This is a genomic window from Vibrio maerlii, assembly GCF_003415655.1.
Lineage (GTDB): Bacteria > Pseudomonadota > Gammaproteobacteria > Enterobacterales > Vibrionaceae > Vibrio > Vibrio maerlii.
In genome coordinates, this window is the sequence record NZ_QRHC01000011.1 from 118,146 (window position 1) to 131,731 (window position 13,586).

9 protein-coding genes are annotated in these 13,586 nt (G+C 46.4%); 4 read left to right on the top strand and 5 right to left on the bottom strand.

Annotated features, from left to right (window positions below):
• The first annotated feature begins 174 nt into the window (after positions 1-174).
• The 3 genes from DPF91_RS17815 to DPF91_RS17825 all read left to right on the top strand — a co-directional run bounded on the left by DPF91_RS17815 (position 175) and on the right by DPF91_RS17825 (position 4,501).
• A complete protein-coding gene (locus DPF91_RS17815; RefSeq protein WP_117235797.1) occupies positions 175-1,143 on the top strand; it encodes a TAXI family TRAP transporter solute-binding subunit in 969 nt (322 codons plus the stop codon).
• 249 nt (positions 1,144-1,392) lie between these two features.
• Positions 1,393-3,972: a TRAP transporter permease gene (locus tag DPF91_RS17820; RefSeq protein WP_117235798.1), complete on the top strand. Its 2,580-nt coding sequence runs from the start codon at positions 1,393-1,395 to the stop codon at positions 3,970-3,972.
• Positions 3,973-4,063: 91 nt separating this feature from the next.
• Positions 4,064-4,501, top strand: a complete 438-nt coding sequence (locus DPF91_RS17825; RefSeq protein WP_117235799.1) for a universal stress protein — start codon at positions 4,064-4,066, stop codon at positions 4,499-4,501.
• A gap of 85 nt (positions 4,502-4,586) precedes the next feature.
• Here DPF91_RS17825 and DPF91_RS17830 read toward each other — a convergent pair whose 3' ends face one another.
• From DPF91_RS17830 to rapA, 3 genes are all read right to left on the bottom strand, one after another.
• Positions 4,587-5,570 carry a D-2-hydroxyacid dehydrogenase gene (locus tag DPF91_RS17830; protein ID WP_420855615.1) on the bottom strand — a complete coding sequence of 328 codons (984 nt, stop codon included), beginning with the start codon at positions 5,568-5,570 and terminating at the stop codon, positions 4,587-4,589.
• A 45-nt stretch (positions 5,571-5,615) separates the two neighbouring features.
• Positions 5,616-6,350: a pseudouridine synthase gene (locus DPF91_RS17835; RefSeq protein WP_117235800.1), complete on the bottom strand. Its 735-nt coding sequence runs from the start codon at positions 6,348-6,350 to the stop codon at positions 5,616-5,618.
• Between the two features lie 201 nt (positions 6,351-6,551).
• Positions 6,552-9,461 carry an RNA polymerase-associated protein RapA gene (gene rapA, locus DPF91_RS17840; protein ID WP_117235801.1) on the bottom strand — a complete coding sequence of 970 codons (2,910 nt, stop codon included), beginning with the start codon at positions 9,459-9,461 and terminating at the stop codon, positions 6,552-6,554.
• 401 nt (positions 9,462-9,862) lie between these two features.
• Between rapA and DPF91_RS17845 the strand changes: the two genes are divergently transcribed.
• Positions 9,863-11,239: a PhoH family protein gene (locus DPF91_RS17845; protein WP_117235802.1), complete on the top strand. Its 1,377-nt coding sequence runs from the start codon at positions 9,863-9,865 to the stop codon at positions 11,237-11,239.
• Between the two features lie 15 nt (positions 11,240-11,254).
• Here DPF91_RS17845 and thiQ read toward each other — a convergent pair whose 3' ends face one another.
• Entirely contained in the window at positions 11,255-11,959 is a 705-nt protein-coding gene (gene thiQ, locus DPF91_RS17850; RefSeq protein ID WP_117235803.1) for a thiamine ABC transporter ATP-binding protein, read from the bottom strand.
• Between the two features lie 2 nt (positions 11,960-11,961).
• A complete protein-coding gene (gene thiP, locus DPF91_RS17855) occupies positions 11,962-13,563 on the bottom strand; it encodes a thiamine/thiamine pyrophosphate ABC transporter permease ThiP (RefSeq protein ID WP_117235804.1) in 1,602 nt (533 codons plus the stop codon).
• Positions 13,564-13,586 lie beyond the last annotated feature (23 nt).

The window sequence follows — 13,586 nt, forward strand, 5'->3', positions numbered from 1 at the left end:
TAGGGTTTTTAGCCACGAATGTTAACAATCGTATAATTTTGTTCCTTTTTTTAGGTATAATTCAGCCACTTTTTCAAAGTTTGGATTGAAAAAGATGCCGTTTCCAATGAGGAAACTCCTGCAACAACTACAATAAATTTGCAGGACTGATAATGGATAAGGAAGGAATATTTCATGGCATTTAATAAACTTCTACAGGTCGGTGCTATTGCCGCTGCTGTTATGGGCGCAGGCGCCGTTAACGCTCAAGAGTTCATCACTATCGGTACTGGTTCTGTAACGGGTGTTTACTACCCAACAGGCGGTGCGATTTGTAAGCTTGTTAACAAAGGCCGTAAAGACCACAACATTCGTTGTTCAGTAGAATCAACTGGTGGCTCTATCTACAACGTCAACACGATGCGTGCAGGCGAGCTAGATTTCGGTGTTGTTCAGTCTGACTGGCAGTACCACGGCTACAACGGTACAAGCAAATTTGAAGAACAAGGTCCGTACAACAAGCTACGTGCAATGTTCTCTCTTCACACAGAACCATTCAATATCATTGCTCGCTCTGACGCAGGTATCGAAAACGTTGCAGACCTTAAAGGTAAGCGCGTAAACATCGGTAACCCTGGCTCAGGTGACCGCGCGACTATGGGCGTGGTTATGGACGCAATGGGTTGGACAAACGACAGCTTCAAACTAGCTTCTGAACTTAAAGGTTCTGAGCGTTCACAAGCGCTTTGTGACAACAAGATTGATGCATTCATCTACATGGTTGGTCACCCGAACGGCTCAATCAAAGAAGCAACTACATCTTGTGATGCGAAACTAGTCTCTGCGACTGGTGCTGAAATCGACAAGATCGTTGAAGCAAACCCATACTACGCATACAGCACAGTACCTGCAGGCATGTACCGCGGTACAGAAGCAGACGTAAACAGCTTCGGTGTTGCGGCAACGATGGTAACAACATCAGACGTTTCTGACGAAGTTGCTTACAACGTTGCGAAAGCAGTATTCGAGAACTTCGATACGTTTAAGCGCCTACACCCTGCATTCGCGAACCTGAAGAAAGAAGATATGGTTCAAGCGGGTCTGTCTATTCCTCTACACCCAGGTGCAGAGAAATACTACAAAGAAGCTGGTCTTCTAAAATAACCTCAGCTCTATACCCAAAATAATTGGAGTTGATGTTCTAGGGGGGCTTATAGCCTCCCTAGCGGTTTTTATCGCGTAGCAATCCCATACTAAATTCAATGATTAACCTCACGCGATCTATTTAGTGTCTAGAATTACGTTTATCGACACAACATAAAGCCCAATAAACACTGCAAATAAAAACAATACACACGCAGAGAGCATGCTCCAATATTCGTTTGGAGTAGACGATTACAAGGAACAAAGTACATGACGCAGACAAACTCACCGTCTCAAGATGTGCAAGATATGGTTGCACAGGCCGATACCGGTGCGCGAAATCCACGCGGATTGCCGGGCAAGATATTATGGTTTGTGCCACTTTGTTGGTCTCTTTTCCAACTTTGGTACGCTTCACCGTTGCCGTTTATTTTTGACTTTGGCGTGCTCAATGATACTCAAGCACGCTCAATTCACTTGATGTTTGCTATCTTCTTAGCATTTACTGCTTACCCAGCACTAGCCCGCTCTCCTCGAGATAGAATCCCACCATTGGATTGGGTATTAGCACTAGCAGGTAGCTTCTCTGCTGCCTATATCTACCTATTCTATGAAGCACTTGCAGGTCGCTCTGGTGCACCAACGACATTTGATATTGTGGCTGCGGTATCGGGGATGGTACTTCTGCTTGAAGCAACACGCCGTGCATTAGGTCCACCGTTGATGGTCGTGGCAGCCGTGTTCTTGCTATACACCTTTGGTGGTCCACACATGCCAGACGTTATCGCTCACAAGGGTGCAAGCCTTAACAAAGCGATGTCACACCTATGGCTGACAACAGAGGGTGTATTTGGTGTAGCTCTTGGTGTATCGACGTCGTTTGTATTCCTGTTTGTACTGTTCGGTGCCATGCTTGAGCGAGCAGGTGCCGGTGCCTACTTCATTAAAGTGGCATTCTCATTACTTGGTCACATGCGTGGCGGTCCTGCAAAAGCTGCGGTTGTCGCATCTGGCCTATCAGGTCTAGTCTCTGGTTCATCAATTGCTAACGTAGTAACAACTGGTACATTCACTATTCCTCTGATGAAGCGTGTTGGCTTCCCGGGCACCAAAGCAGGTGCAGTAGAGGTTGCGGCGTCAACCAACGGTCAGCTGACACCACCTATCATGGGTGCAGCAGCATTCTTGATGGTTGAATATGTCGGTATCTCATACGTTGAAGTTATCAAGGCGGCCCTTCTTCCTGCCCTTATTTCTTATATCGCCCTGCTGTACATTGTTCATCTAGAAGCATGTAAAGCCGGTATGACGGGTCTTCCACGCCGCCATAACCCAACGCTTGTACAAAGCCTACTATCATTCACCGGTACCATCTTGGGCCTATGCGTGATCAGTGCGGCGGTATACTACGGTGTGGGTTGGACGAAAGATGTGTTCGGCGCTGCAGCAACACCAATTGTTACCGTTGCTCTACTACTCGCTTACATTGGCTTAGTTCGTATTTCAGCCAAGTATCAAGCGGAAGGTGGTATCGAGATTGATGCTGAGCTTAATGAGGTTCCAGATCCTGGCCCAACCATTAAGTCTGGTCTGCACTTCCTACTGCCGATTGTGGTTCTGGTATGGTGTCTAACGGTTGAGCGTTTCTCTCCTGGTCTATCCGCATTCTGGGCAACGGTATTCATGATCTTCATCTTGATCACTCAGCGCCCACTGATGGTGCTAATGGGTGCTAAAGGTGATGTTTCTGACCAAGCAAAAGCCGGTTTTGTCGACCTTCTAGAGAGCTTGGTTTCTGGTGCTCGCAATATGATCGGTATCGGTGTTGCAACAGCAGCCGCTGGTACGGTTGTTGGTGTGGTGACATTGACGGGTATCGGCCTAGTCATGACCGACTTTGTTGAGTTCATTTCTGGTGGTAGCATTATCCTAATGCTGCTGTTTACAGCGGTAATCAGCTTGATTCTGGGTATGGGTCTGCCAACAACGGCAAACTACATCGTAGTATCAACCCTGATGGCACCAGTAATCGTTACGCTAGGTGCTGCTCACGGTCTGATCATCCCACTCATTGCCGTTCACTTGTTCGTGTTCTACTTCGGTATCCTTGCCGATGATACGCCTCCAGTAGGTCTGGCTGCTTTTGCGGCAGCGGCAATCGCTAAGTCAGATCCAATTCGTACTGGTATCCAAGGTTTCACCTACGATATCCGGACCGCGATACTGCCATTTATGTTCGTGTTCAATACTCAGCTTCTTATGATGGGTATCGATTCATGGTGGCACCTACTGCTGACTATCTTCTCTGCAACGCTCGCAATGTTGATCTTCTCTGCTGCGACTCAAGGTTGGTGGTTCACACGTAATAAATGGTGGGAGACCGTTCTACTACTAGTGCTGACATTCAGCTTTTTCCGTCCTGGCTTCTGGTGGGATCAGCTCTACCCAGCGAAGGTTCTACACCCGGGTACTGAGATCGCACAGATAACAGAAAAACTTGATGTCGGTAAGTCTATCGAGCTTCAGGTTGCTGGTGAAAATCTTGAGGGGGACTACAGGTCTAAAACCGTTCGCCTTCCATTTGATGACCGTGCAACCACCGCTGAAGAACGTATCTCTTCAATGGGGTTAATGCTGACTGAAAACAGCGGCCGAATGATCGTTGATATGGTTGAGTTCGGAAGCCCTGCAGAGGCAGCAGGTATCGATTTCGATTGGGAAATTCGCTCCGTAGTGGTTGATGCTGATCGTCCAATGAAAGAGTGGGTATTTGTTCCTGCGCTGCTTATTTTGATTGCGATGGGTGTGAATCAACGTCGCCGCGCTAAAAAACAAGAAATCAGCGCTTAAATCAATAATCGATGTTTTAGCTAAGTTTACACTTAACGAAAATAGAATAGGCACACCTTATAACGGTGTGCCATTGATAAGAGAAAGAACCATGTATAAGCAGATCCTTGTTCCAGTTGATCTCAATGATAAAGGCTTTTCTGATAAAGCTGTTGCTCAGGCTGTATGGCTTGCTCAGCAATCGAATGCCGAGATTCACCTACTCAACGTATTGCCAGGCATTCACATGTCGATGGTCGCGACTTACTTTCCAAAAGATGCGGCGAATGACATGAAGAAAGATGTGAAGAACCAGCTTAAAACATTTGCTGATACACATATTGCAGATAAGGCGATCTACAAAACCCACGTTGCTGAAGGTAAGCCATACGCAACCATTCTAGACTTTGCAGAGAAGCTTGGTGCTGACCTTATTGTGATGCCAAGTCATAAACGCTCTCGTATGGACAAAGTGGTACTTGGTTCTGTTGCGAGCAAGGTTGTCCAGAACTCACCGATCAATGTGATGGTGATTAAACCACAAGGCTGATGCTCACCAGTCGATAAAAGCCAAGAGGGGCTGACACATGTGTCAGCCCCTCTTGTATTCAAGGTTGTTTCGAGGATAAACGAGACTAAACCACTCGGTTTTGCATTCGCCCAGCAACGAACGCCTCTATATTTTCACCTAAGATATCAGCAAGGCGTTGAATCGCACTATCACTACCCCACGCGACATGGGGTGTAAGAAGTAGATTAGGCAGATCCATGTTAGCGATCAGAGGATTTGAATCACCAGCAGGCTCCTCGGTAAATACATCCACACCAGCTCCGGAGAGCTCACCACACTTAAGGGCTGTTATTAATGCCTTCTCATCAACAAGCCCACCACGTCCCGCATTGATCAGAATTGCAGAGGATTTCATCTGCGCAAACTCATCACTTGAAATCAGATTTTTAGTCTCAGCAGTCAATGGACAATGTAGTGTGAGCACATCCGATTGCTCGAGTACCGTATCAAATGGCAGATAACCATCACGAACAGTCGTTGCTCCCTTACGCTCAGCAAACAGTACCTTCATACCAATTGCTGTAGCTAAGGTCGCGGTAGCCTGCCCTAGAGCACCACTGCCAATAATTCCGATAGTGGAGCCCGCAACATCACCAATTGGGTGAGTAAAGAAACAGAACTGCTTATTTCGCTGCCATTCCCCCTTCTGGATATCTTGATGATAGCCGATCAGATTTCGTCGCAGAGCAAACAGCATAGCAATGACATGCTCAGGCACCGACCGAGTGGCATAGCCTTGAATATTCGTCACCGCAATACCCGCGGACTGGCAGTACTCTATATCAAGGTTATTAGTTCCCGTTGCAGAAACCGCAATCATCTTGATATTGGGGAACTTAGCTAATAGTTCTGCCGTAAGTACAACCTTATTGGTAATCACGATGTCGGCATCAACTAGACGTGATTCAACCTCTTCAGCAGACGTGTAGTCGTACTCAATCCAATCATGCTCAAACTGAAGTTGAGGTAATTTTATCTGTGGTGGAATTGTCGCTCGGTCAAGAAAGACGATATGAGGTTTGGTAATGTTGTTTTGAGGTAGTGACATCGATGTTCCTTTCTCACTACCCCATACACACGAACATTGAGTGGGTTAACTACGTGGCAGTGTTTTGTAGTCTGGTAAAACGTCTGGTGCTGTAAAGTGTTGCAGAATTTCCCCTTTTGCTTCGGGGTAGAAGTCACAAGGCACAAAAATCGTTTGTAATTTTTCTGTCGCTGGATGATAGAAGCTCAGTTCAGCAGCGTGCAATTCTAAGCGTTCACTGAAGGCCAATGCCTCAGGAGTTGCATAAAATTCATCACCAACAATAGGGCAACCAATCGCTTGCATGTGGACTCGCAATTGATGAGAACGACCTGTAATAGGTAATAGGCGTACGATTGAGGTTTGTTCCTCTAGCTTTGCTCGCTGAAAATTAGTCAGTGAAGGCTTTCCATCTTGGTAACAAACCTTTTGGCGTGGACGGTTAGGCCAATCACAAATCAGTGGTAAGTCTACCTCGCCAGATTCATCGATATTTCCCCATACACGTGCATAATAGATCTTGTGTGTTAGGCGATATTGAAACTGTTTTTTGAGGCTTCTTTCTGCTTCTTTGTGCTTTGCAAACAGCATAAGGCCGGACGTCGACATATCCAATCGATGCACAACCTGCGCTTCAGGATACAACTCTACCACTCGACTCCACATGCTGTCGTAATGCTCAGGTGCCCTGCCTGGGACAGACAGTAAACCAGAGGGCTTATTCACAGCCAATATATCGTCGTCCTCATAGACAGAGTCAATCCAAGGATCCGTCGGCGGTGTGTATTCAAGCATTGCCATTGTTATAGTTTTCCAGAAAGCAATTCAGCCCTTATACCCTTCATACTTGAAGCTGCAGCTTTGTTAACTGCGTCAACTAACCCTAATCACATAGAACACCTATGCTCATAGGGATGAATTGCCTTGTTGCCGCGCTGCAACTCCAATTATTTTGGGTAGAGGTAACGTATGTCTAAAGGCTGAACAAGATAAACGTTGTTGCTAGTTGTGGCTCACGACGATCAAACGTAGTGAATCAAGCTGAACTTGCGCCTTCGCGATGTAACCGCTGAGCTCTTTAATTTGATCATCAATCGCTTCGATCTCTTCATCACGGATGTTCGGGTTCACCGCTTTGAGAGCTTGCAGGCGTTCTAACTCACCATTTAGGCTTGCTTGCATCTCTTTCTCCGCTTGTTCACGAACCAGTTCAACCTTCGCACCGATATGACCTTCACCCGCTTCAATCAGCTTATGAACCTCGTTTTGCACAGAGTTTACAAGTTTGCTAGCAAGGTGACGATTAACAGGGCTGAGCTGGCGGTTAAAGCTTTCAAACTCTACTTGCTCAGATAGGTCATTACCACGGCCATCCAACATCATTCGAATTGGTGTTGGTGGAAGGAAGCGACCGATACCAGAACGTTTCGGTGCTTGTGCATCCACTAAGTAAACGAGTTCAAGTAGGATGGTACCTACAGGTAGTGCCTTGTTCTTTAGCAACGATACCGCAGATGTGCCCACGCCTTCACTCAGAAGCAAATCAATACCACCTTGAATCATTGGGTGCTCCCAACTGATGAAGTTCATGTCTTCACGAGACAATGCTGTGTCACGGTCAAAGGTAATCGTTGCACCCTCATATGGTAAACCTGGGTAGCTTGGCACCATCATGTGCTCCGATGGGGTTACCACTAGTGCATTTTCACCTTTATCGTCTTGGTTAAGGCCAATGGTATCGAATAGGCTCAAAGCGAATGTCACTAGGTTAGTATCACCATCGGTTGATGAAATCGTATCAACAATCTCTAGCGCCTTGTCACCACCGTTAGAGTGCATCTCTAGCAGGCGGTCGCGGCCTTGCTCCAGTTGCGCTTTTAGCTCCTTGTTCATCGCCGCAGACGCTTCGATCACTTCATCAAGCTGCTCAATGTCACCCGTTGCAAGCATGTTGATGATATCTTCAGAGTACTTATCATAAACCGCACGCCCCGTTGGACAGGTCTCAGCAAAGGCATTCAAACCTTCATTGAACCAGCGAGCAAGAATACCTTGTGAGGTACCCTCTAGATATGGCACATGAATATCGATATCACGACTTTGACCAATACGGTCCAAACGACCAATACGCTGCTCTAACAAATCAGGATTGAATGGCAGGTCGAACATCACTAGCTGGTTAGCAAACTGGAAGTTACGTCCCTCAGAGCCAATCTCACTACAAATCAGTACCTGAGCACCACCCTCTTCTTGAGCAAAGTAAGCGGCTGCTTTGTCACGCTCAATGATAGACATGCCTTCATGGAAAACAGTGGCACGGATACCTTCCCGTTCACGTAGTGCTTGCTCCAATTGCAATGCTGTACTTGCACGAGAGGCAATAACAAGAATCTTCTCACTGCGTTTGTCTGTGATTTTTTCTAGTAGCCAGTTCACACGAGAGTCAAACTGCCACCAGCTAGAATCTTCACCTTCAAACTCTTGGAAGATCTCTTCAGGGTATAGCATCTTCATCGCACGCGCTTCAGGAGACATCTTGCCGCCAATCATGCCCGATACACGCATTGAGGTTGTGTATTGCTGAGGAATTGGCATAGGTAGCAGGTGAACATTACGCTCAGGGAAACCCTTAATTGCAGCACGCGTGTTACGGAAAAGCACGCGTCCAGTACCATGGCGATCCATCAGGTTATCAATCAGCTCTTGGCGTGCCGATGCTTTTTCTTCTTCTGCAGCATCGCTTTCGATGATACGAAATAATGGTTCAACATCCTGTTCTGATAGAAGTTCGGTGATCTGGTTCTTCGCTTCATCAGCAAGCTTTTCACCAGAGAATAGAGCCGTAACGGAATCCGCAACTGGTGCATATTGCTCTTCTTCTTTAACGAACGCTTCGTAGTCATAGAAGCGGTCAGCATCAAGAAGACGCAGACGTGCAAAGTGACTCTCACGACCTAACTGTTCAGGCGTAGCAGTGAGTAGTAACACACCTGGCGTGCGCTCAGCGAGTCCTTCCACAACTTGGTACTCACGACTTGGTTTATCTTGACTCCACTCAAGGTGGTGCGCTTCATCGACAACCAATAGATCCCAATCACCTTCCAGTGCTTGCTCAAAACGCTTGCGGCTCTTGCGCAAGAAGTCGAGGGAACACAGCACGTATTGCTGGGTATCAAATGGATTTTCAGCTTCGGCAAAGGCTTCAATACAACGCTCTTCATCAAAGATAGAAAAGTGCAAATTGAAGCGACGCATCATCTCAACCAACCACTGATGTTGAAGCGTTTCAGGAACAACGATAAGGATTCGCTCGGCACGACCGGACAATACCTGCTGGTGAATAATCATACCGGCTTCGATGGTCTTACCTAGGCCAACTTCATCGGCAAGCAAAACTCGAGGAGCGTGACGGCGACCAACTTCATGAGCAATATATAACTGGTGAGGAATCAAGCCAGCGCGCATACCACACAAGCCACGCATTGGGCTTTTATGTTGCTCATATTGATTACTCAGAGCGCGGTAACGCAAAACGAAGTTATCCATGCGGTCAATCTGACCTGCGTATAACTTGTCTTGAGGCTTGTTAAAACGGATTTGATTGCTCAGGAAGATCTCACGCAGAACAACACCTTGTTCTTCAGTGTCTTCACGGTGGCCTACGTAAGTGAATAGGCCTTTCTCTTCAATCACTTCTTCGACAAAAAGTGACCAGCCTTCTTGGCTGTCGATGGTATCTCCGACATTAAATGAGACTCGAGTTACTGGGGCGTCATTCTGCGCGTAAACTCGGTTTTCTTCTGAAGCTGCAAACATAAGTGTCACAGTTCGAGCATCCAATGCTACAACGGTACCTAAACCTAAATCGCTTTCCGTATCGCTGATCCAGCGTTGCCCCAAAGCAAATGTCATGAATCGACTACCTCTAGTAATGTTTAGTGGAGATCTTATTTTAGATCTAATTTCTGCCATAGTGCCCAAAACATCAAAGAAAAATGAGACGGAAAAGGCGCAGAAAAAAGGTCGGTCATCTTACTTGATGACGTCAGTGAGATCACCATTGACAGCCCATTTTCTAGCAACTTTTTATCCGTCTTCTGTACTTTCCATTCATCTATGTACTATGTTGAAATGAAAGTGCAAAGAAGTTGTGTCCATACTGGGTTAATCAACCTATGTTGTTGTTCCTTTGCGACTAAATGCGATTCGGATATGGCAGCGGCCAAAGGTCAACTCACTTGGACCATCGTCTCATTCATTACGTATGAATGAGATGAATTCTGACCAAATGTCATCTCGACAAGGAGCCGCTTATGGGCGATACCGATCGTAAAATATTTGTTCTAGACACCAACATTCTACTTCACGAACCTCACGCAATATTCTCTTTCCAAGAACACGACATCGTCATCCCAATGACAGTCCTCGAAGAACTCGACAGAATCAAAGACAGTAAGCGCGATATTGCTCGTGACGCTCGCGTTGCAATTCGTAGCTTAGAAGACATATTCCGTGATGTCACACCCGATGAAATATCAGAGGGCATCGCATTTAACAGCGACAAGAGCGCCTCTGGCTCTATCGCGATTCTTGCCGATTACGAACTGCATGAAACCGTAAAGGCATTTGCAGACAAGGCAGGCGATAACCGGATTCTCAATGCCGTCATTTATCTGCAAAACAAGCGAGCTCCACGTGAAGTGGTACTTGTAACGAAAGACATTAACATGCGCCTACGTGCCAAAGGTGCCGGTGTGCGTTTTGTTGAAGATTACCGCACCGATCAATTAATTGATGACGTTCAATACCTCACTAAAGGGTTTCAGCAATGTGATGGAGATTTTTGGTCCACAATCGATAATGTGGAGAGTCAATCTCGCGCTGGCAAAACCTTCCACACTCTCGATAAAGAACCATTTGAACCCACTTTTTTGAATCAATACTTAATTGATAAAGAGAGTGACTTTGCCGCACGTGTTGAAGAAATTAACGATGAAAAACTGGTACTACGAGATCTTAGCCGCGAACGTATGATGCACCGCAGGGCCTGGGACATCAGTGCAAAAAACATTTATCAAGGCATGGCGTTAGATGCCCTATTAGACCCTGATATTGACTTGGTGATCCTAACGGGTGCTGCGGGTAGTGGTAAAACTTTACTTGCGATGGCAGCCGCGCTTGAGCAGACCGTTGAGAGAAAAATGTTTGATAAAATCATCGTGACTCGAAATACGCCAGACATCGGCGAATCGATTGGCTTCTTACCTGGGAGTGAAGAAGAGAAGATGCTGCCATGGCTCGCTGCGGTAACCGACACACTAGAAGCGTTACACAAGAACGATCACTGTACCGAAGGCTCAATGAAGTACATTTGCGAGAAGGCCAATATTCAGTTTAAGTCGATCAACTTTATGCGTGGCCGCTCAATACAGAATGCCTTTGTACTGCTCGACGAGTGTCAAAACCTGACCGCTTCACAGATAAAGACCATTATCACTCGATGCGGCGAAGGAACTAAAATCGTCTGCTCAGGTAACCTCGCCCAAATAGATTCACCCTATCTAACCCCTGTGACATCAGGGCTCACGTATATGGTTGAGCGATTTAAGAGCTTTGAAGGCAGTGCCAACATCCACTTAAATGGTGTGGTACGCAGTCGACTTGCGGAATTTGCCGAAGAGAATCTATAGAGAACCCCCTGTAGATTACTCACCCGCTTTAACAAACCGAGCCAGCGACGTTTCATGATGTTGGGACGTTAGCTGGCTGATTTCGTCATGTACAAGCACCTTTTTGTCATCGATAAAGGCAAAATGGCTTGCAATGGTTCGAGCATCACTGAGGTGGTGCGTTACCATGATCACCGTGATATTGCGCTCTGCTGCAAGCTGCTTTACCAGAGCCAACATCTCTTCACGTAAAATAGGATCTAGTGCTGAAAATGGCTCATCCAACAACCATAGTGAATGAGGTTGAACAAAGCAACGAGCTAGAGCAACACGCTGTCGCTGACCACCAGAAAGCTGCTCTGGTAATCTATCTAAATATTCAATCAACCCAACCTGCTCTGCAGCTTGTTCGACCGCTAATTTTTGTTGAGCAGATAGACGCAATGCAGGGTTAAGCCCCAAACCAATGTTATCACGCACAGATAAATGGGAAAAAAGGTTGTGCTCTTGGAAAAGCATCGCAAGGGGGCGTTGGTAAGGTTCTAGTTTAACTAGAGAGTTACCGTTCACACTGATCTCTCCGCTTTCAGGAAAGATAAACCCAGCAATCAAACTGAGTAGTGTTGATTTGCCTGCACCACTTGGTCCCATCAACGCCAAGCACTCGCCTTGTTTTACACTCAAATCGAAAGTGAAAAGGTCTTTATGATAACGGTAGTTTACCTGTTCCAAACAAAGCATGATTATTTCACCTGAATTGAGTTTTTTGCGCGACGAGTCAACACCTTTTCAATCAAGGCAAAGCTCAACACACTCAAGAATAGAAGAGTTAGAGACACCACCGCCGCAGACTCCATTTGATAACTGCCTAGTAACTGGAAAAGATACAGCGGTAGGGTTTGAAAGTCTTGGCTACCAAATAACGCAATCGCACTTAAATCGCCCATAGACATCATAAAGCTGATCGCCAAGGCGTTGGCCATTGGTTGACGCAGTGCTCGCCACTCGACCAAACGAAAACGGTTAAAGCCCGTCATCCCTAAACTCGGACACAATAATTGATACTGTTGAGCCGTGTGCAACATAGGCTGAGCCAAGGTTTTTATCACATAAGGCAAAGCCATCAAGGCATTAACCAGAATGACAATCCCAAATGCGAGGCTAAACACATCGGTAATATTACGCAATAACAGGAACAATCCAGTGCTAATCACCAGACCCGGAGTCACTAGAATTATAGTTCCAAGTAACTCAAGTTTATCCGCCAGAAAAGCGCGATATGAGAGACGCAATGATCGGCTAGTCCAGAGTACTGCTACACCCGTACATAGCGAGATTACACTTGCACAAACTGCGACTTGAACCGAGCTCATCAAAGCTTGCCAATAAGCAGAAATGGTCAATACATCAAAAAAGCTCGAGTTAATACCGCTTATTATCACCGTCAGTAATGGTGGAACAACCACAAGCACAGCAAAGCCAATCCATGCTGCATCCCACGCTCGAGCTTTAAGGTTGTCCTTAATGAGTATCGCTTGCGAGTGAATACGCCCTTGGCTAACAGCTATCGGTTTAGCAAGACGCTGAATGGATAGTGCAAGTACACCACATAACAACATCTGCCATAGGGCTAAAATTGCACCGGCTTGTAGGTCAAAATCAAACTTAATTGCCTGGTAAATCGCTAGCTCAATAGTGGTCGCTCGTGGCCCGCCACCTAACGCCATAACCGTGGCAAAACTGGTGAAACAGAGCATAAAGACCAACCCACAGACGTGCGGGAGTTGCTGCTTCATTCGCGGCCACTCTACCAAGCGAAACTTGCTCCAATGCCCCATACCTAAATGCGCGCACAACTTGTGCTGCTCATAAGGCACGGTATCCAATGCCTGCAGCAGTAATCGACTTGCATAAGGTAGGTTGAAGAAAACATGGGCGAGCAAGATACCATTTAAGCCATAGATGGAATATTCAAACTCACTGCCAAACCATTGCCACAGTTCAGCCAGTAACCCACTACGACCATAAATGGCCAATAATCCAAACACTCCCACTAGAACGGGGAGAACAAGAGTAGAAGCAAACAGCTTCAGTAACAGCGAACGACCTTTAAAACGACGTCGTGACAGTGCATGAGCAACCGGAATCGCTAGACCGACGCTTAGTAGCGTTGAGAGAAAAGCTTGATAAAAACTGAATCGCGTGACGTGACGATAGTAGGGATCAGACCATATCAGACTGATATCAAGTGATGGGGCATAGCTCAGCAATGCCCCGACTGAAGAAACTACAAATGCCGCGATCACCAATGCAACCCATAAGCCGATTGTCGGCGTCTTACGCATTTTGTGTTCCTGTTTACTTAAGT